The organism is Microbulbifer sp. (genome assembly GCF_036563125.1).
Taxonomy (GTDB): Bacteria; Pseudomonadota; Gammaproteobacteria; order Pseudomonadales; family Cellvibrionaceae; genus Microbulbifer.
Genome location: NZ_DATCMV010000194.1, coordinates 1 through 19248 on the forward strand (window position 1 = coordinate 1; position 19248 = coordinate 19248).

17 protein-coding genes are annotated in these 19248 nt (G+C 59.8%); 8 read left to right on the forward strand and 9 right to left on the reverse strand.

Annotated elements, in window-relative coordinates; genetic code table 11:
- Together VIL80_RS16600 and VIL80_RS16605 are read left to right on the forward strand one after the other, a co-directional pair.
- Positions 1-796 (forward strand): CS1-pili formation C-terminal domain-containing protein (locus VIL80_RS16600; protein WP_332037208.1); only part of this gene is annotated, 796 nt, incomplete at its 5' end.
- The gene (locus tag VIL80_RS16605; RefSeq protein WP_332037209.1) at positions 783-1874 is read left to right on the forward strand and encodes a hypothetical protein; all 1092 of its coding nucleotides are present in this window, start codon (positions 783-785) and stop codon (positions 1872-1874) included. The genes VIL80_RS16600 and VIL80_RS16605, both read left to right, overlap by 14 nt.
- Before the next feature lie 26 nt (positions 1875-1900).
- On the opposite strand, the gene VIL80_RS16610 is transcribed toward VIL80_RS16605, so the two are convergent.
- Both VIL80_RS16610 and VIL80_RS16615 read right to left on the reverse strand, forming a co-directional pair.
- Complete coding sequence (locus VIL80_RS16610) at positions 1901-2593, reverse strand: fimbrial biogenesis chaperone (RefSeq protein WP_332037210.1); 693 nt, start codon at positions 2591-2593, stop codon at positions 1901-1903.
- Positions 2594-2690: 97 nt separating this feature from the next.
- Positions 2691-3011, reverse strand: a complete 321-nt coding sequence (locus VIL80_RS16615) for a hypothetical protein (protein ID WP_332037211.1) — start codon at positions 3009-3011, stop codon at positions 2691-2693.
- A gap of 302 nt (positions 3012-3313) precedes the next feature.
- Here VIL80_RS16615 and VIL80_RS16620 point away from each other — a divergent pair, with 302 nt between their 5' ends.
- The 5 genes from VIL80_RS16620 to VIL80_RS16640 all read left to right on the forward strand — a co-directional run bounded on the left by VIL80_RS16620 (position 3314) and on the right by VIL80_RS16640 (position 7831).
- Positions 3314-4006 carry a PI-PLC domain-containing protein gene (locus VIL80_RS16620; protein WP_332037212.1) on the forward strand — a complete coding sequence of 231 codons (693 nt, stop codon included), beginning with the start codon at positions 3314-3316 and terminating at the stop codon, positions 4004-4006.
- On the forward strand, positions 3990-5198 hold the full coding sequence (locus tag VIL80_RS16625; protein ID WP_332037213.1) for a glycerol-3-phosphate dehydrogenase/oxidase: 1209 nt from the start codon (positions 3990-3992) through the stop codon (positions 5196-5198). Before VIL80_RS16620 ends, VIL80_RS16625 begins: the two co-directional genes overlap by 17 nt.
- A gap of 89 nt (positions 5199-5287) precedes the next feature.
- A complete protein-coding gene (dusA, locus tag VIL80_RS16630; protein ID WP_414684586.1) occupies positions 5288-6316 on the forward strand; it encodes a tRNA dihydrouridine(20/20a) synthase DusA in 1029 nt (342 codons plus the stop codon).
- Positions 6317-6361: 45 nt separating this feature from the next.
- Entirely contained in the window at positions 6362-7306 is a 945-nt protein-coding gene (gene tal / locus VIL80_RS16635; protein ID WP_332037214.1) for a transaldolase, read from the forward strand.
- A gap of 63 nt (positions 7307-7369) precedes the next feature.
- Positions 7370-7831, forward strand: coding sequence for a tellurite resistance TerB family protein (locus VIL80_RS16640; protein ID WP_332037215.1), 462 nt, complete (start codon positions 7370-7372; stop codon positions 7829-7831).
- Between the two features lie 57 nt (positions 7832-7888).
- Here the strand turns inward: VIL80_RS16640 and VIL80_RS16645 are convergent, their stop codons facing one another.
- The 7 genes from VIL80_RS16645 to hrpA all read right to left on the reverse strand — a co-directional run bounded on the left by VIL80_RS16645 (position 7889) and on the right by hrpA (position 17444).
- The gene (locus VIL80_RS16645) at positions 7889-8428 is read right to left on the reverse strand and encodes an STAS domain-containing protein (RefSeq protein ID WP_332037216.1); all 540 of its coding nucleotides are present in this window, start codon (positions 8426-8428) and stop codon (positions 7889-7891) included.
- Positions 8429-8806: 378 nt separating this feature from the next.
- Complete coding sequence (locus VIL80_RS16650) at positions 8807-10045, reverse strand: SpoIIE family protein phosphatase (RefSeq protein WP_332037217.1); 1239 nt, start codon at positions 10043-10045, stop codon at positions 8807-8809.
- Positions 10029-11018 (reverse strand): MlaA family lipoprotein, encoded by a 990-nt coding sequence (locus VIL80_RS16655; RefSeq protein WP_332037218.1) that lies wholly within the window; start codon positions 11016-11018, stop codon positions 10029-10031. The genes VIL80_RS16650 and VIL80_RS16655 overlap by 17 nt, the downstream gene beginning before the upstream one ends.
- Positions 11019-11191: 173 nt before the next feature.
- Positions 11192-12013 (reverse strand): HvfC family RiPP maturation protein, encoded by an 822-nt coding sequence (locus VIL80_RS16660; RefSeq protein WP_332037219.1) that lies wholly within the window; start codon positions 12011-12013, stop codon positions 11192-11194.
- Positions 12003-12902, reverse strand: a complete 900-nt coding sequence (locus VIL80_RS16665) for an HvfB family MNIO-type RiPP peptide maturase (protein ID WP_332037220.1) — start codon at positions 12900-12902, stop codon at positions 12003-12005. The genes VIL80_RS16660 and VIL80_RS16665 overlap by 11 nt, the downstream gene beginning before the upstream one ends.
- A gap of 84 nt (positions 12903-12986) precedes the next feature.
- Entirely contained in the window at positions 12987-13319 is a 333-nt protein-coding gene (locus tag VIL80_RS16670) for an HvfA family oxazolone/thioamide-modified RiPP metallophore (protein ID WP_332037221.1), read from the reverse strand.
- Positions 13320-13529: 210 nt separating this feature from the next.
- Entirely contained in the window at positions 13530-17444 is a 3915-nt protein-coding gene (gene hrpA, locus VIL80_RS16675; RefSeq protein ID WP_332037222.1) for an ATP-dependent RNA helicase HrpA, read from the reverse strand.
- A 232-nt stretch (positions 17445-17676) separates the two neighbouring features.
- On the opposite strand from hrpA, the gene VIL80_RS16680 reads away from it, so the two are divergent.
- Positions 17677-19155 carry a peptide MFS transporter gene (locus VIL80_RS16680; RefSeq protein ID WP_332037223.1) on the forward strand — a complete coding sequence of 493 codons (1479 nt, stop codon included), beginning with the start codon at positions 17677-17679 and terminating at the stop codon, positions 19153-19155.
- Positions 19156-19248 lie beyond the last annotated feature (93 nt).

Below are 19248 nucleotides of genomic sequence, written 5' to 3' on the forward strand. Positions count from 1 at the left end.
CGGCGTTGCCCGGGTGGGACTGAATAGCAGCTGGAATGATCGCGACCTGTGGGCATACGATGTGTCGCAGCAGTTTTCTGCGGAGGCCGCGGAAGATGACTATTACCTGGGCAGCCAGACCCGTGTGGCCGGCCGCCGCGGCTACCTCACCTCGACCCTTGCCCATCGCAACAATCGCGATTCGAATATGCGCACCACCAACTATCTGGGCAGTTTCAGTACTTCTCTGATGACCTCGGGTGACGCGTTTTCCTGGGGCGGTGAACGCACACTCAACAGTGCAGTGATCGTGGATATCAACGGCTCCGAGGGGCAGGATTTCGAAATCCTGGTCGACGGTACCCGCAGGGGCTATGCCAAGGGCGGCAGCCAGTCGGCCATCAGCCTGCCGTCATTCCGCACTTATGAGCTCTCGCTGCGCCCACTAGCCGACGGCTTCTACGACTACCGGGAGTCCCGTGAGACCATCACCCTGTATCCCGGCAATGTCGCTACCACCGGCTATCAGGTACAGACGCTGATTGTGGTGCTCGGCCGTCTGGTGAACGGCGATACTCCGCTGCGCAACACCCGGATCTCCATCGGCGACTATTCCGCGGTAACCGACGACTACGGCGTGTTCCAGATCGAAATCCACGGCACGCCGCAAACCCTGCGGGTACCACCGGTACAGTGGGGCGACTGCCGTGTGGATATTCCGGAGCAGTCCGCCGCGGACGACTGGATCAACATCGGTATCGTCGATCTGGCAAAGGCACACTGCCCGGCGAGGGGAGCCAGCTATGCGCGCCAGTAATATCTGTTCGCTCCTCACAATTTGCCTGTGCATTCTCGCCATGACAGTGGCCGCGCTGATGCCCAGTGCTGCCAGCGCGCAATCCTCCAATCAGGACCCCTGCGGGGATGGCTCGGGCATCATGCCGGTGGCAGAAAAGTCTCTGGGTGTATGCGGTCTCGACGACACAGAGCAGGCCGTGGTTTACGACGGGGATCTGGCAATTCCATTCAGTATCCGCAGCTGCTGGGCGGACTGGGAAGGCAATGAATGGTCCACCGCCTATTGCAGCCAGTCACGCGATTACACTATGGAAGTCACCGGACCCGCGCAGGGGCAGAAATTCCTGTTGAGCGGTCCCAGCGGGAATGTGGCGGTGACACTGAAATTCCACCACCCGTCGACAACGGCCACCACGATTACCCCCGGCCAGGTGACCAGTACGCGATTTCGCGGGGCCGCCAATGGCCAGCAGACGCCGGTGTATTTTTCACTGAGCCCCGATACCACCGTAGCGCCGGCACCGGGTATTTACCGGGGCACACTGCAGTTTTACCTGTACCAGTGCAATCCCTGGGGCGATCCAAACAATCCTTACAATCCGATCATCTGCAAAGGGTCAACGGCATCAGACAACCGCACGGAGCTGAATCCACCCCTGAGTGTGGACATTGCCCTGGTGGTGGGTTCCAGCATTCGTATCAGCGGGCTCGAGGATATGGTCCTGCAGATGCCCAACCCGCTTGTCGACATCACCGCACAGCAACATTTCTGTGTGTACACCACGGCATCTTCAGACTTCAGCTTGAGGGCCGACAGTCAGAATGGAAACGGCGAGTTCCTGCTGGGAGGGGTATCCAGCAGCGACACCATTGCCTATGAAATCAATATCCAGAGCGAATTGCCGCCGAAGAAAAAAGCCAAACTGACGGAAGGTGTATTTACCAGGAAGGATTGGAAGGGGCATGCCTCCGTCGACTGCAGCGGCTACAGCGACGAAAACATGCTTCTGGAGCTGACGATTCCCGCGGCCAACCTGGCCAACCCGCAGGATTATCAGTATATGGACACCCTGACCCTGACAGTGGAAATGAACTGACGGGCGGCAGAAATTTCGCGGGAAAATTAAAGGGCCAGCCTGACTTTCTCTGATTCGCTGGCGCCTTTGGCAATGAGCTCGATGTAACCTCCGGCCGTAAAATCACCATCCAGCGCCAGTCTTGCGCCGCTGTAAATTCGGCCTTTTTGTTCCAGCGGAACGCACTGATCTTCCCTCTGGCAGTATTGAACCCCGCTGATTTCGGCGTTGATATTGCCGTTATTTACAATCGCCAGTGTATCTGTATCTGGAGCGATCCTTTCCAGCTTCAGGTTGAAGTTTCCCGTTTTTGGCTGCACGAAGATAAGCGCCTGGTACGCCACCAGAATTTTTAGCGCCGTCTTGTCGGTTTTCAGATCGCCGACCACAGGCTTGAACGTCACCCGGTAGACTTTTTCCTTATCCAGCCCCTGTTCCAGAGACATCAAGCGGAAACGTTTTTGTTCACCCGCGGGAATGACCGCCTTAGACGGGCTTACCAGCAGCCGGAACTCCTTCGGATCCACCACTCGCACGCGCTGTTCATCGGGCATACCGGGATTATCGACACGGTAGATTTCTGTCTGCAGATACAGGGTTTCCGCATCGGGATTGGTCACCACAATATCTTCACGAGAATTGGGCTGGTCATTCAGGTAAAGAATGATCTTATCCAGCGACATGGCGGCAAAAACAGGCTGGGCCAGCAGGAGCAGTGCCGTGGCAAAAATGTGTTTCATAATCCGTTCGCAGGGTAAAAGAAGGTGCTGACGCCATTTTAAGGGCACGGAAGGGATACGCAACCAGCCTGCAGGGCATTGAACACTTGTCAGATTTTTATTGTGCGGCGACCAGCACGGTGGCCGTGGATTCACTCTCCTGTGGTGGGATTCCGACATCAATACAGCCCGCTGCCGCAGTGTCACCCGTGAGAGTCGCTATGGGAGGCGCGGGTGCTGACATGCCTCCCTCCGGCAACCAGCTGACCACCAACTGACTTGCGGGTATCCGGCTAAGGCAGAGTTTGTTGGAGGATTCGGCGGCTTCCACCAGCTGTGTTCTGGGGGGAATAGTCAGGGTGACGCGCAGCGAGGCACTGGCAACGCGGCTGGAGGAACCCTGTCCGTCTTGTGCACTGCTTGCGCCTGACTGGAGCATCAGCATCAGTGCCAGGGTCGTGTGGGCGACTCCTCTCCAGGAATTTTTGGATGAAAACGTTCCTGCAAAAATCCCCGTCAAACTCCACTGTGCCAACGGGCCAACCTCTTACACCGTATTTGCGATCCATTCAGAATAGACCGGCGGTTGGACCGACCCGTAGCAGACAAAAAACCCGAGTATCCTTTAACGCCACCTCCTTCTTGCAAGCCGCTGCACAGCAACTATTTTCAATTAGAGATTTTGCGGTATCTCCCCACCGCCTCCCTACAATAAAGCTGGCCCGGCAGGACTCGATTTAGATGTTGATTGCGCATTCAGGCGACAAAATCCACCATCCCGAAAATACCCTGGCGGCCTTTGAGGCGGCCCATGGTCTCGGCGCCTGCGCAATCGCCACGGAAGTGCAGTTCAGCCAGGAGCGCACTCCCTGGTGCTGCAACGGCAACGCTCTTGAATTTTCTCCTGCCGGGATCACGGCACCACTGCACAAGTTGAAGGACCGGGACCTGAGGACACTGCCTCTCAGCACGTTTCGACAGCTGGTGGACTGGGCCAACCGCCATCGTCATCTGGAATGGTTTATCGAGCTGAACCCGCAGACGCTGCAGATGGTGGGCGCGGAGACCGCGATCCGCCGGTTGCGGGACGAAATTTTCGGCTTTGCCGACAATTTTGTGTTGCTGACGGCCGACCTGCGCAGCCTGCGCCTTGCCCGCAGCCTTGGCTTTGACCTGGTGGCGCTGCAGGTACCGAGTGTTACCCGCTGCCTTTCTGTGGACGTGGTGACGCTGGCGCCGGATTACCTGTTCATCGACCAGGTTTCGGTGGACTGTCAGGAGCTGCCTCCCGGCCCCTGGCAATGGGTGGTCCACGAGATCAATACCGCGCAGGGCGCGGTGCACTGGCATCACCGCGGCGCGCATCATATTCTGACAGGGAATCTGCCGCTGTTGATGCGCTCCCGGGAGGCCAGCAATGTCTATGGAATATGATGTTCTCGTCGTCGGTGCCGGTATTCAGGGTGCCGGCGTGGCGGAGGCACTTACCGCGGCCGGCTACCGGGTGGCAATTCTCGAGCAGGAGTCCGTTGCCTACGGCACCTCTTCCCGTTCCTCCAAACTGATTCACGGCGGCCTGCGCTACCTGGAAAGCGGGCAGTTTTCCCTGGTGTACGAGTGCCTCAGGGAGCGCAAGTGGTTGCTGGCGAACAAGCCCGATCTGGTGCATATGGTGCCGTTCCTGATCCCGGTTTACCGCCACAGCCGCCGTCCGCCCTGGAAAATACGCCTGGGGCTCAGTATCTACGCACTGCTGGCTGGGCTGTTTTCCTCCCAGTCCCGTTTTCGCTCCATCAATGTGCAGGATTATGAAGCGCTCAATGGCCTTAACGGCGACGACCTGCTCGCGGTCTACCGCTACTACGACGCCCAGACCGATGACACCGCGCTGACTCAGGAGGTAATCCGCAGCGCCCTGCGTGGTGGCGCCGAACTGATCTGCCCCGCCAGCCTGGTTGGCGCTGAGGTAACAGACAAATTTGTGCGCGTGGATTATTTTCACGAGGGCAAACTGAATACCCTGCACTGCCGCACACTGGTGAACTGCACCGGCCCATGGATCGAGGACACCAACAGCAAGTGCACCCCCAGGGCCAAACTGCCACCACTGGAGCTGGTGGCGGGCACCCATATCCAGGTGCCACTGAAACTGGCCAATAAAATTTTCTACGTGGAAGCGGAAGACGGCCGCGCGGTGTTTGTGATGCCCTGGCAGGGCGAAACCCTGGTCGGCACCACCGAGCGCCCCTACCACGGCGACCCGTCGGAAGTCGCGCCGACATTGGAGGAAAAGGCCTACCTGCTGCGCACGTTGAAGCAGTACTTCCCGGAAACCCGCCCGCTGCAACTGAACGAGCTCTCCGACAGCTTCGCCGGATTGCGGGTTCTGCCCCACGCCAGCAGCAACCCCTTTTCCCGCAGTCGCGAAACCATGATCTGTTGCGACGACGACAAGCAACCGCACATTGTCGCGGTGGCGGGCGGCAAGCTCACCAGTTACCGCGCCACTGCGCGCAGCGTGCTGAAAAAGCTGCGCCCGCACCTGGCCGCCAGCGGCGACTGGTCTCCCAATGCCAGCACCCAGGCCGCCAGTTCTCCTGTGGATGCCAAGGAGCGCAATATCTGATCCCAACATGAAGACAGCGAGCGGTACCCCCGGTCGCGCCGGTTTATGTTGTTATAATGCGCGCTGTTTTACCGCCTGATCGCTGTTTTATGTCTTCCACCTCGCCCGAATCCCGTCCCGAAACACCCGCCACTGCCGGCACCGCCAGGGCAGTCTCACACCGCTTTTGCACTGCCCCCCTGATGGATTGGAGTGACCGCCATTGCAGGTATTTCTGGCGCCTGCTGAGCAAGAATGCGCTGCTCTACACCGAGATGGTCACCACCGGTGCCATTCTGTTCGGCGACCGCGCGAGCCACCTGGATTTTGACGCGGCAGAGCAACCGCTGGCGCTACAGCTTGGCGGCAGCGACCCCGACGATCTGGCGCGATGTACGGAAATTGCCGAGCAGTGGGGATACAGCGAAGTGAACCTGAACTGCGGCTGCCCCAGCGACCGGGTGCTCAAGGGCCGCTTCGGTGCCTGCCTGATGGCGGAGCCGGACCTGGTGGCGGAATGCCTGGGCGCCATGCAAAGTGCGGTTTCGATCCCGGTGACGGTGAAACACCGTATCGGTATCGACGATATGGAGGATTACCCGGGGCTGACGCGCTTTGTGGAAGCCCAGGCCCGCGCCGGCATCACCACGTTTATCGTGCACGCGCGCAAGGCGTGGCTCAACGGCCTGAGCCCGAAGGAAAACCGCGAGGTGCCGCCACTCAAATACGAGATGGTGTACCAGCTGAAGCAGGATTACCCGGACCTTGAAATTGTGCTGAATGGCGGCATCAACTCGCTGGAGGAGTGCCGGCAGCATTTGCAGCAGCTCGATGGTGTTATGCTCGGACGCGCGGCCTACCAAACGCCGAACATTCTTGCGGATGTGGATGCGGAGCTGTTTGGCGGCGCACCGGGACCAAGCCCCGCACAGGTGATCCGGGATATGCTGCCGTACATCGAGCGCGAACTCGGCAAGGGCCAACGGCTCAATCACATCACGCGCCACATGATGGGCCTGTTTCAGGGGGTGCCCGGCGCGCGGCGCTTCCGCCGGTACCTGAGTGAGCACGCACATACCGTGGGCGCGGGGCCCGAGGTACTGGAGCAGGCACTGGCGCTGGTGACCGACGCCGCCTGATCGAAGAACAAATCGAACCTGAATTTAAATAAGGAAGTGGGGAAGATGAATAAACTGGAACAACTCAAACAGCGCAGTCTGGTGGTTGCCGATACCGGCGATATCGAGGCAATCCGCCGTTACCAGCCGCAAGATGCCACCACCAATCCCTCCCTGCTTTTAAAGGCGGCACAGCTTCCGCAATACCAACAACACCTGAAAGACGCCCTGGCCTGGGCCGAGCAGCGCGGTGGCGATGTGATCGCCGAGGCAGCCATGAAGCTTGCGGTGGCGATCGGTCGTGAAATCCTGCAGATCGTGCCCGGTGTGGTCTCCACCGAAGTGGATGCTCGCCTCTCCTTCGACACCCGCGCCAGCGTCGAATACGCCCGCAAGCTGATCGCGCTGTACGAACAGGCCGGTGTAGAGCGCGAGCGTGTGCTGATCAAGCTTGCCTCCACCTGGGAGGGTATCACCGCCGCCTCGGTACTTGAGCGCGAAGGTATCCACTGCAACCTGACCCTGCTGTTTGCCCAGTGCCAGGCGGTGGCCTGCGCGGAGGCCGGTGTTACCCTGATCTCCCCGTTTGTGGGCCGCATTCTCGACTGGTACAAGGCCAGCACCGGGCGTAATGACTACACTGCCGAGGAAGACCCCGGCGTGCTGTCGGTGGCCAGTATCTACGAGTACTACAAGTCCCGCGGCTACCCGACCATCGTGATGGGTGCCAGCTTCCGCAATACCGGTGAAATCGAGGCACTGGCAGGCTGTGACAAGCTCACCATCAGCCCGCAGTTGCTGCAGGAATTGCAGGACGATGAAGGCGAACTGGCGAGCGGCCTCGGCAGCGATATCGCCAGCCAACCGCGGCCGGCATCGCCGCTCAGTGAAGCCGAGTTCCGCTACCAGCTGAACGCCGATGCCATGGCAACGGAGAAGCTGGCGGAAGGTATCCGCAACTTTGTCGCGGACCAGCTGAAGCTGGAACAACTGCTGCAACAGGCTCGCTGAGCGACTCACGAAGTCCGCTGCGCGGCATCACTTTAGCGAACGACAACATCAAGGGGCTCTTCCATGCTGCACCAGATACGTAAGCTGTTCGAGCAGATCGGCCGCGGAGACAGCGTGGAAGTGCACCCGGAAAAAGACGTGCGCATGATCAGCGCTGCGCTGATGGCTGAGATCGCCACTGCAGACCAGAAAGTGGACGAGCGCGAGCGTCAGGTGCTGGTTCGCCTGCTGATGGATCACTACCAGCTGGACAGCGAGACAGCACAAGAACTCATGGAACGGGCGCTGGTCGAGCGCCACGAGGCCACGTCTTTGTATGAGTTCACGCAGACGGTAAACGACAACTTCAGCGAGCGGGACAAGTACCTGCTGGTTAAGCAGATGTGGCAGGTGGCGTTTGCGGATGGCGAAATTGATGCCTTCGAGGAGCATCTGATACGGCGGGTCGCGGAGCTGATCTACCTGCCCCACGGATTGTTTACCCGCGCCCGCGCCGAGGCGAGAGACGGGAACGACAGCGAGTAGCGCGCTGCCGCCGCGAGACCTGTTTAATCCGGTGAAATTGAGGGCAGTTCCGCCGGCTCAGTGGTTGGCGACTGACTTTTGTTCCTGGGCCTTGTGTTCCTGGGCGCCCTGCTCGCTCTCCAGTACATGCACCAGGTCACGGAAGGTATCCGCGTTTTTCTCGTTCAGCCCCATGAGCACCCGATGGGCTTCCAGCACCATTGCGCGGGCGCTTTTTTCGTCGGGGGTATTGCACTTGAGGGGGGCGGGCTCGGCCTGGTAGGCGTCGTTATCCGCATCACTGGAGAATTCCATCAGTTCATCAAAGCCCATGGAGTCCAGCAGGTGCAGCAGACCGCGGTCCTCGCACAGCACCAGGGGTTTGCCGCCCTTGTGCTCTTCGCTGCGAATGGCGATCTTGGCCATCAACCCGAGCGTGGTACTGTCGACCCCGTGGGTATCATGCATATCGAACACCACGCCGCGAAAATCGTCGTGGGAAAACATCTTGCCGATATAGTTATCGAACGATGTACATAGATTGAGGCGCACATCTCCCACCAGTTTGACGACATAAATGCCCTGGTGGTCACCAACCATTATCTGCCCGGACTGCATAGTAACCTCAAACGCGCCCTGCCCTGTTCCCGGGTTCGGGTGCGAGATGGAAAATTTGCGGCATCAGCCGCGGCACAGTTCCTTGTGCAACTCAGGCCCGGCGAAGCTGATGAAAAAGCGTACGCCTAGTGGCCATAAAGTGGGCGGAGCTTACTCCTGCCCACTAGCGCTGACAAGACCGGTGTGAACGGGTTAGCAGGTTTGACCGGAAAGTCCGGACTTTGTAGCCCTGATTCCTTCCCGAGCACCCGAAAATCCCGTTTACCGCACCAGTCTCAGGCAACGTCGATGAACCCACCGTGAACAGCAAAGGGCTGTCATCGCGAAAAACAAGGCAAGAATCGGGCCGGATCTGAGTTCCCGGAGCGTGTGTGAGACTCAGGGATTGTCCTGGCGCAGGGTAAGAATGGTAATGTCGTCGGGAAAAGACTCGGCGGTATCCACCTTGAGGGCCGCACACAGACTGCCGAGGTCTCCGCGACTGCGGTTGATCATATCCAACAATTGCGCCTCCTTCTGCAGCAGATCGCCGCTGAGCAGCTCCAGCACACCATCGGAGCAGGCCACCAGCCGCCAGCTCGCGGGCAGACTGCTATGACGCACCTCCCACTCACCCTGCTTAAACAGCCCCAGCGGCCGGCCCTTGCCGGTAAGCCAGCGTGCACCGTCGCTGGTGACCAGTGCCGGCATCGGTACCTGCCCCGCCACCGCGTAGTGCAGCTGGCGCGCGCGGCTGTCCACAACCCCCACAAACATACTGGCGTGTTTGTCGAGCCCGGCGGAATTCAGTTCGCGGTTGATCATTTCCAGGATACTGGTGATGTCCTGGTCGATGCTGTTGAGCTGGCTGAACAGCGTGCGCTCCCGCAATAAGTGCATGATGCTGTGCTTGATCAGCGCGGTCACCAGTGCCGAGGACACCCCGTGGCCGGAGACATCCACCAGGTAAAACGCCACAAAACGCTCGCCGAACAGACCGTAGTCGACGAAGTCGCCACTAAGGTAAAGCGACGGCAACAGGCGGAATGCCGCCTCGATACCGGCGGGGTAGCGGTAGGGTGTACGCGGCAGCAGGTGCTGCTGTAACTGGCGGCCGGCTTCGTGGTCCCGCTGCAGCAGCTCGATATGCTCGTGCAGCTCGCGGTTGCGCTCTTCGAGTTGGTGGCGGTATTCCCGGTTCTGCGCGGCGAGATCCCGCGCCTCGGCAATCCGCATCACCGCGTGTTCGATTACGCCTTCATCGGTGAGGGGTTTCAACAGGTAGTCGCTTGCACCCAGACGCAGCGCCTGAACCACGTCGTCCACCTCGCTGTTGCAGGCGAGCACCACCACCGGCGTATCCGGCGACAGGCGTTTTATCTTGCGCAGTACTTCCAGCCCACCCATATCCGGCAGGTGCAGGTCGGTAATGACGAGATCGTATTTTTCCGGGGAAAAGTGGCCGATGGCGTCGACACCGCTCTCCTCATGGATCACGGTGTAACCAAGCCGCTTGAGTGTGGCGCACATCACGTCGTAGGACGGCTCGCCGGGATTACTCAGTAACAGGGTATGGCGGCCGGCAACCGCGATTGCGACGGCCGGCTGTGGGGTGCGGGCGTCAGAAATCGTATTCATCCAGGTCGCCGCCGAAGTCGTCTTCCTGTTCACCATCGTTGATCAGGAACTCACGGCGCTGCAGGTAGGCGTCGCGCAACAGCACATAGCGATCGCCCTGCAGCAGGGATTCCGCCTGCAACAGACTGGCGCGGATCTGTACCACATCAACCATTTTCAATGTGTATTCAACGGAGTTCTCGTCCACATAGCTGAGCGGGTTGGTGTACCACTCCACCACTTCGCCGGGAAAATCCCGAACGGTGGACGGACCCAGCATCGGCAGCACTACATAGGGGCCAGATGGGACGCCCCACACCGCCAGGGTCTGGCCGAAATCTTCGCCATCGCTGGGTTCCAGCCCCATGTGCTGGGCCACGTCAAACAGACCGACGAGACCCACAGTGCTGTTTACCAGGAAGCGACCGGTATCGTTCCCCGCCTGCCCCCACTTCCACTGCAGCACGTCGTTGAGGACGTTGTTGATCTCGGACAGGTTGGAAAAGAAGTTGGATACACCCGTCTGCATGAAGATCGGCGTGATCTGGCGGTAGCTGGTGGCCGCGGGCTTCAGGAACCAGCGGTCGGCGGTGTCGTTGAACCGGAACATCGCGCGATTGAATCCCTCCCAGGGGTCGCGATCTTCCGGTTCTTGCGCACTGGAAAATTCATCCGCAGGGTCAAAGCCGTACTCGTCTTCCAGCTCAGAGCCGAAATCGTCCGACGCCTCGCCTGCGGCCGCGGGAGTGCTGCCTTCGGCAAAGGGATCGCTCTCGGACTCGGCATCAGATGCAGGCGCTACATCTGACGCGGGCGCGGCGCCATCAACGGCATCCGAAACGGCCTTGTCGGTGGTACTGTCCGCGGGTGAAGTGACTACCGGAGCATTATCGGGCTGCTCGGCAAAAGGGTCTGGCGCATCCTGCGCCATGGCCAGGGGAGCTGACAGCAGTGCAGTCAGGGCCCAGGTAGTAAGCTGTGTGCGTTCAAGCAAATCCCTGCTCCTCGCAAGATAATTTCGATTGTTCAAACCAGGATCTTAGTTTCCGTTTGCGCGCGATTTTAGCACTGGCCGTTCTGGCAGCATAGCAGCTGGCACTTTTGGCCAATGGCATTGAACGCTCAGCCACCTCCGGACAACGCAACTTTTATACGGCTGAGCCGGGGTCAGGATGGCCTGAATCCCGCAATAATGTCCAGACTGAGCAATTTTCCCAGCAGTTCAGCACCGAAATCCAGCAATTGGTCCGGATCGGGGTGTTGCATGTCTCGCGCCAGCTGCAGCAACAACTGTCGCCCCGTTTTCGCCCCATCCGTGTCCGCTTCAGCAGCCAGCTGCAGCATATGTGCGGTGGCGGCGTTGGCTTCCAAGAAGCCCACCTGGTCTGCGCGATTGCGATAGACCACCAGGAATGTTGGTGACGGCGGCGGCTGTTGCGGCTGGAAATCCACCCCGAGCTGATGTACCGGAAACTGATAACTGAGGCTCCACGCCAGGGGTGATACCACCGGCACCCAGTCGAGCAATTGCGCGCGATCCAGACGGCGCTCCAGTCCCGCGGGGAATTCTTCCACGCTCACATCCAGCGCCAGCTCCACCCATTCGTAGTGCGCGAGTTCCAGCATAAAGGGCGGGTCATCTACGCTCGCGGGCCCCTCGCAGCGCTCTTCCTGCAGATAGCGCAAGAACTCCTCACTGATCTGCAGGAAATACGGGCTGCGGGATTGGTGGCGGTGCACGAAGTCCCGCACCATGCTGTGCCAGTGGTCGTCTTCCAGGATGCTGCGCAGCACTGGGAAACCGCTGGCGATAAAGGATTCGATGTTGTTGTAAATCAGATCCCTGTAAATACCCATGCGGCGGTCTTCAATCGATGCCGGCGCGGGGTATTCATCGGGGTTGCGCAGGTGGGCGGCAAATTCACGCTGGGTCTTACTAAGGCCCGCGCTGGAGCAGGTATCTGAATCCGCCCCTGTATTATCGGCCAACGGACACCTCCGCCGGTTTCTTGCCATCAGAGTTTGCCGCTAATGCAGACGGTGATACCGCACGTTGATATTCGCGGATACGTGTTATTTCCCCGCACAGCTCCCGCAATGGTGGAATATTGAAATCCCGCTCCAACAGCGTGGGAATAGCACCGAACTGTTCATAGGCGTGCTGCAGCAATTGCCACACCGGGTCGATCACCGGGGCGCCGTGGGTGTCCACCTTGAGGTCATCTGCCTCGTCAAAGTGCCCGGCCACGTGGGCGTACCGGATTCGCCCTGCGGGCAGGCCGCGCAGGAATTCCAGTGGATCGTAGCGGTGGTTGATGGCGTTGACATAGATATTGTTGACGTCGAGCAACAGATCGCAGTCCGCCTCCGTGAGCACGGCGTTCAGAAATTCCAGTTCACTCATTTCCGGCACCGGACCGACTCGGGGCGCCGCATAGTAGGACACATTTTCCATGGCGATACGCTGTTCGAGGAGATCCTGTACCCGGCGGATACGGCCCGCCACGTAGTGCACCGCTTCTTCGGTAAACGGGATGGGTAGCAGGTCGTAGAGATGACCGTGGTCCGAACAGTAGCTCAAATGCTCGCTGTAACAGCGAATATTGTGCTCACGCATGAATGCCTTGATGGACAGCACCAGTGCTTCGTCCAGCGGCGCCGGTGCGCCGATGGAGAGGGACAGACCGTGAATGACAAAGGGAAAGCGCTCGGTGTATTCACGCAGCCAGCGCCCGTAACGGCCACCCACGCCGATCCAGTTCTCCGGTGCCACCTCGAGAAAGTCCACCTGCGCAGGCTGAAGCTCTTCGCCCATCATCGAGCGCCGCAAGCCGAGGCCCGCGCCAGTTACCGGATATTCGCGCGTATTGTTCGACATGATTGCCTGGGAAAAGATTATTTTGCGTGTTGCGGAGCGCCCAGCAATCCGATCACAGCAGGGATTGCCGGGCACAGCGGGATGTCAGGTGGGATCGGTGCCGCACTTGCCCTCACCGCATTTGCCTTCTTTTTTCTTGCCTTCGTCCTTTTTACCTTCTCCGCAAGTCCCCTCTTTCTTTTTACCTTCGCCGCAAGTGCCCTCTTTCTTTTTCCCTTCGCCGCACTTGCCTTCTTTATCCTTGCCCTCTCCGCATTTTCCCTCTTGCTGCTTGTCATCCTGCAAGAATTTCAGGTTGTAACCTGCGGATAGTTCGGTGGCGCTGAACGGATTGGCGGAGGTGGAAACACTCAGGGTGGCAGAAGCTACAAATGCCGCGCCTACAGCGGCGGCCAGGGGCAGGCTCTTTTTGTTCATGACGATCTCCTGTAGACCAAAGCTTTGGACTCGGTGGGTTGATCTGGAAAAGTGAAACAAACGTCCAAGGCGGCGCGTAAACCGCCGCCCCCGGATTATAGTTTCCCATCAGCAACTTGGGAGTTCAGTCAGACCAACGGTTCACCGATCAAGTTCAACGGAAACCAAATGCGCTGCGAACGTTGTGAACCAGCGCGCGCCAAACAGGAATCAGCCCGCCTGCCTCTCGGCCCACAGATTGCGCAAGCGCTTGATCGACACCGGCATCAGGGTTTTCAGAGTCTGCGCAAACAGCGAGATACGGAACTCCTCCAGCATCCAGCGGTATCGTACCAGCGCAGGGTCGCCGGCCAGTAACAGGGGCTCATTCTTGCTGGCCTCCGCCTGGTAGGGCTCTTCCGCCTCCTGGTACTCGGCTGTGAGGCGGCGATCGCGATTCGCGTCGAGGGCGGCCTTCTCCAGGCGCAACTCGATACCTTTCAGGTAGCGGCCATACTGGCGCAACCATTCCAAGGGTGTGTGGAACAGGAAGCCGCGATAGAAGAGTCCGCCGAGCTGGCGATTGATATCGGCTACCGCCAGCGCCACCGCCAGATTTTTCTGTTGCTTGATCTGTTTACGCAGCGGCACCAGTTGCGCCAGCGCTTTCACCAGCAGCTCGCCGATCTCCTGCGCCGTCGCCACCAGCTGATCACGCTTTTCCAGCGCAGCGAGAAAATCCGCTTCACTGCGCGGCCAGTGTTCATCGGCCCAGAAACACTCGTGCACCGCCGCCATCAGGATATCGTCCGCCACCTCTTCACGGCGGCCGAGATCTGCGGCACTCAAGCCCAGTTCCTTGCCCTTGAGCAGTTCCTTGCGCAGGTATTTCACCGGCTCCGGCAGATGCAGAATGGCGAGACGGCAGATACCGGCGCGGGTCAGGCGCCGGGCCTCTTCCGGGTTGTCCAGCAAACGCAGGTCCACGCTCTCCTTGCCCGCAATCAACGCGGGATAGGCGCGCACCTTAAGCCCACCCTGGTCCAGTTGATGGGTTTCCGGCAGGTCACCGAAGTCCCAGCTGGTAATTCCGGTTCGTTCAAAATCGTCGCCGGCACTGGCGATTTCCTGCTGCACCCGATCGCGGTAGCGCAATTGCAGGGTTTCCAGATCCCGCGCCTGATCCAGCAGTTTGCCCTTCTCGTCGAGCACCTGGATATTGAAACGATAAAAATCCTCGAGTCCCTGCTCCGCAGATTTCCAGGCGTCTTCCGGCAGATCCAGCGCGGTCTGCCGTTTGAGTTCGTGGCCGAGTGCCTGCCACAGCGGTGTGTTTCCGGCCTGCAGTCGCGGCAGTGCCTTGTCGACGGCCGCCGGCACCGGCACAAAATGTTTGCGGTACTGCTTGGGCAGGCCTTTCACCAGCGCGATGCACTTGTCCCGCAAGATGCCCGGCACCACCCACTGCAGGCGCGCTGCAGGTACCTGGTGCAGGGCGCCGACGGGCACCAGGATACTCACGCCATCGTCCACGCTTCCGGGCTCGAAGTGATAGCTCAACGGATATTCGATACCGCCACTGGTAAGCGAATCCGGGAACTGGGCCTCGCCCACATGCCCGGCATCCTGCTGCATCATCAGTTCGCGGGGGATAAACAGCAGCTGCGGATCTTTTTGCTCCGCCTGCTTGCGCCATTTATCAAAGCCGGCGAGGTTGACGATATCCGCGGGCAGGCGCTCGTCGAAAAAGCGGAACACCACTTCGTCGTCTACCACAATGTCACGACGGCGGGACTTGGCCTCGAGGTCTTCAAGCTCCGCCAGCAGGTCTTTGTAGTGCTGGAAGAATTTGCCCTTGCCGCGGTAGCGCTGTTCCACCAGGGCCTCGCGAATAAATACCTCGCGCGCGGTGGCGGGATCGAGCTTGCCGTAATGGATGCGCTGCTTGTCCACCAGCACCAGCCCGTACAGCGTGACTTTTTCAAACGCCATCACCGCGCCTGAGCGCGGGTTGTAGTGCGGTTCGAAATAATTGCGCTTGACCAGGTGCTCGGAACATCCCAGCACCCACTCCGGTTCAATCTTGGCAACGGTGTGCGCATACAGGCGGCTGGTTTCCAGCAACTGTGCCGCCACCGCCCAGTGCGGCGGCTTCTTGAACTGGCCGGAGCCGGGGAAAATATGGAAGCGGCGGTTGCGACAGCCGAGGAATTCCTTGTTTTCGTCCTTCACACCGATATTGCCGAGCAGCCCGGGCAATATCGCCTTGTGCACGCTGGCGTAGTCCGCGGGCTCGCGGTTCATCTTCAGATCGAGGTCGCGGATGGCCAGCCTCAGCTGGTGGTGGATGTCTCGCCACTCCCGCAGTCGCAGCCAGCTCAGGTAATTTTTCTGACACCACTTGCGCAGCTGGCTCGCGCTCAGCTCCTGGCGCTGCGCCTCGTAGCCGTCCCACAGGTTCACAAGCGTCAGGAAGTCCGAGTGCTCGTGCTCCCACTGTTTGTGTTTTTCGTCCGCCGCCTGGCGCTTCTCCGCCGGGCGCTCGCGCGGGTCCTGTACCGCCAGCGCGCTGACAATGATCAGCAACTCGCGCAGGCTGCCGGTCGCTCCGGATTCCACCAGCATACGCGCGAGGCGCGGGTCCAGCGGCAGCCGCGACAGCGCGCGCCCGAGTTGCGTGACATGGCCCTCGCCGTCCACCGCCTGCAGCTCCTGCAGCAGGCTGTAGCCGTCGTTGATCAGGCGCTGGTCCGGTGGGTCCACAAACGGAAAATCGCGGATATCGCCGATACGCAGTTGCAGCATCTGTAGAATGACCGCGGCGAGATTGGTGCGCAGAATTTCCGCATCGGTAAATTCCGGGCGCTGCAGGTAATCGCTTTCCTCGTACAACCGGATACACACACCGGCACTGACGCGGCCACAGCGGCCGGCGCGCTGGTTGGCGCTCGCCTGGGAGATGGGCTCCACCGGCAGGCGCTGGATCTTGCTGCGGTAGCTGTAGCGGCTGATACGCGCAGTGCCCGGGTCGATGACGTAGCGGATACCGGGAACGGTGATCGATGTTTCCGCCACGTTGGTGGCGAGCACGATACGGCGGCCCTTGTGCGGAGCGAAGACCCGGCTCTGCTCGGCGAGGCTGAGGCGCGCATACAGCGGCAACACATCGATATGTTGCAACTGCGCATCCCGCAGCGCCTTGGCGCACTCACGGATTTCGCGCTCGCCACTCATAAACACCAGGATGTCGCCGCCGCGGCGCGGGGAGGACTTCTCCTCTTGCAGCAGCTCCTCCACCGCAGCGATCACCTGCTCGTTAAGGTCGGCATCACTGTCCGCCGATGGGCGGTAGTGGATATCCACCGGGTAGGTCCGGCCGGAGACTTCAATAATCGGCGCATCGTCAAAATGCCGGGAGAATTTTTCCAGGTCGATGGTGGCGGAGGTGATGATGACTTTCAGGTCCGGGCGCTTCGGCAGCAGGGTTTTCAGGTAACCCAGCAGGAAATCGATATTGAGGCTGCGCTCGTGGGCCTCGTCGATGATGAGTGTGTCGTAGTTGTTGAGCAGCGGGTCGCGCTGGATTTCCGCCAGCAGGATACCGTCGGTCATGAGCTTTACGTGGGTGTGCTCGGTACTCTGGTCGGTAAACCGCACCTGGTAACCCACGGAGTTGCCAAGCGGCTGCCCCAGTTCCTCGGCAATACGATTGGCCACGGTGCGCGCGGCAATACGCCGCGGCTGGGTGTGACCGATCTGGCCGAAAATACCGCGCCCCAGTTCCAGGCAGATTTTTGGCAGCTGGGTGGTCTTGCCGGAACCGGTCTCCCCCGCAACCACGACCACCTGGTTTGCCGCGATCAGCTCGGCGATTTCCTCCCGCCGCGCCACTACCGGCAGCCCTTCTGGCCACTCCACTTTCGGCAGTTTCTGCCGGCGCGCCTCCGCCAGTGCCACCGACTTAGCCACTTCCTCTTCCAGCTGAACCAGCATACGGTCCGCGGGCTTACCCTCTTTCAGACGGCGGCGGGCGTTGCTCAGGGTACGCTGCAGGCGCACGCGATCGCGCCCCATACACTGGGGCAACAATTGCTCGATGGGCTGCAGGGCCTTTGGTGAGCTGGGGCTGGCGGAATCTTGACTCATGTGTGACTGGTAATCCGGGAAAATACTGCAAACCGGCGATTATACCCGCTGGGGAGCGTAGAAATCTGTCCCTAAACTTGCGGGCGTTACGTCTGACCTATACTCAGGTCAGCGGCGCGCATTACAACCCCTTTTTCGTTACTGACGCGCCACAAATTTCCAACGCCTGAACCCCAGGCCGGCCTTCCGCAGCCTGTATTCGCCAGTGCGAGCTAGTTATAGGAGCGCGCCCATGCAAGATCTCAAACCAAAACCCCCAGCATCGGCCGGAGACATGATGGGGCACCCGAAGGGGTTGTTCCTGCTGTTCGGAACCGAGATGTGGGAGCGCCTCAGCTTTTACGGTATGCGGGGTATTTTTGTGTTCTACCTCACCTCCGCGGCCACCGCGGCGGTGTTTGGTTGGGAGGCGCTTTCCGATACCGAGCTGCAATCCAAGGCACTCACCTACCTGGGCTGGTACGCGATGCTGGTGTACCTGACGCCGATCATCGGCGGCTGGATGGCAGACAACAAGTGGGGGCAGCGGCGCTGCATCATGTTCGGTGGGGTGTTGATGATGCTGGGGCAGTTTGCCCTCGGCTTTCCACACAGCTGGCTGCCGAACGGTTCCGAGATTTACATGCTTTGGCTCGGCCTGGCCCTGATGATTATCGGCAACGGCTTCTTCAAGCCAAACATTTCCACCATGGTGGGCGACCTCTACGAGGAGGGCGACCGGCGCCGGGATACGGCATTCACGATTTTCTATATGGGGATCAACATCGGCTCGATTCTCGGCTATCTGGTGATTGGCTGGATCGGCGAGAAGGTCAATTACCAGCTGGCATTTTTCGTCGCCGGTCTCGGTATGCTGCTGGGGTTGATACTGCAGATGACGCAGTCCGACAGACTGCTCGGTGAAATCGGCAAGCAGCCGTCGGCCAAACTCGGCTTGCGCGCCAACCTGGACGCCGACAAAAAGCGCCCGCTGACGCTGGAGGAGCGGGATCGCATCAAGGTGATTCTGATCCTCGGCCTGTTTACGGTGATTTTCTGGGCCGGGTTCGAGCAGGCAGCGGGCTCCATGAACCTGTTCGCCAAATACAATACCGACCTGCACATTTTCGGTTTTGAAATTCCGGCAAGCTGGCTGCAGATGGTAAACCCGCTGTTCATCATCATTCTCGCCCCCGTTGTGGCAAGTATCTGGGTCGGCCTCGGTTCCCGCGAGCCGACGTCGCCCGCGAAATTTTCCATGGGTCTTATTTTCCTGGGTCTGGGCTTTGTCTCCATGGTGGGCGCGGCGCTGCAAATTGGCGATTCAGAAACCGCCAAGGCGAGTCCCTGGTGGCTGGTGGTGGCGTATATCTTCCACACCATGGGTGAGTTGTGCCTGTCACCGATCGGCTTGTCCATGGTGACGAAGCTGGCTCCGGTGCGCTATCTGTCGTTGATGATGGGTTTATGGTTTGCGTTTATCGGTATAGCCAACAAAGGCGCGGCGGAGATTGGTAAGTTGGTGGGCGAATCCGGCCCGCTGGCAACCTTCGGCGGCGTGGCCGCGGCGGCGATAATTGCGGGGATTATTCTGTTCTTCCTGCGTGAGAAGCTGGTGGACTGGATGCATGGTGCCGAGGAAGATCACACCGTGCTGAAAGATACTACCAAAGAGGAATTCGGTATCACCGCGGATCACGATGTGGCGCCGAAACAAAAATTCAGGGGGTAGTGCTCGAGTTTTTAGGGGTGCCCTGTCTTCCGATAGTGGCGGCCAAGCATCGGGGGTAGGTTTTCAGGACCGCTGTGAATACATCCCTGTACG

Coding starts and splice junctions, on each gene's coding strand:
- VIL80_RS16680 (WP_332037223.1), top strand. CDS start 17,677: ATGCAAGATCTCAAACCAAAACCCCCAGCATCGGCCGGAGACATGATG.
- VIL80_RS16665 (WP_332037220.1), bottom strand. CDS start 12,902: ATGTCGAACAATACGCGCGAATATCCGGTAACTGGCGCGGGCCTCGGC.
- hrpA (WP_332037222.1), bottom strand. CDS start 17,444: ATGAGTCAAGATTCCGCCAGCCCCAGCTCACCAAAGGCCCTGCAGCCC.
- VIL80_RS16605 (WP_332037209.1), top strand. CDS start 783: ATGCGCGCCAGTAATATCTGTTCGCTCCTCACAATTTGCCTGTGCATT.
- VIL80_RS16650 (WP_332037217.1), bottom strand. CDS start 10,045: ATGAATACGATTTCTGACGCCCGCACCCCACAGCCGGCCGTCGCAATC.
- VIL80_RS16645 (WP_332037216.1), bottom strand. CDS start 8,428: ATGCAGTCCGGGCAGATAATGGTTGGTGACCACCAGGGCATTTATGTC.
- VIL80_RS16620 (WP_332037212.1), top strand. CDS start 3,314: ATGTTGATTGCGCATTCAGGCGACAAAATCCACCATCCCGAAAATACC.
- tal (WP_332037214.1), top strand. CDS start 6,362: ATGAATAAACTGGAACAACTCAAACAGCGCAGTCTGGTGGTTGCCGAT.
- VIL80_RS16615 (WP_332037211.1), bottom strand. CDS start 3,011: ATGCTCCAGTCAGGCGCAAGCAGTGCACAAGACGGACAGGGTTCCTCC.
- dusA (WP_414684586.1), top strand. CDS start 5,288: ATGTCTTCCACCTCGCCCGAATCCCGTCCCGAAACACCCGCCACTGCC.
- VIL80_RS16640 (WP_332037215.1), top strand. CDS start 7,370: ATGCTGCACCAGATACGTAAGCTGTTCGAGCAGATCGGCCGCGGAGAC.
- VIL80_RS16670 (WP_332037221.1), bottom strand. CDS start 13,319: ATGAACAAAAAGAGCCTGCCCCTGGCCGCCGCTGTAGGCGCGGCATTT.
- VIL80_RS16610 (WP_332037210.1), bottom strand. CDS start 2,593: ATGAAACACATTTTTGCCACGGCACTGCTCCTGCTGGCCCAGCCTGTT.
- VIL80_RS16625 (WP_332037213.1), top strand. CDS start 3,990: ATGTCTATGGAATATGATGTTCTCGTCGTCGGTGCCGGTATTCAGGGT.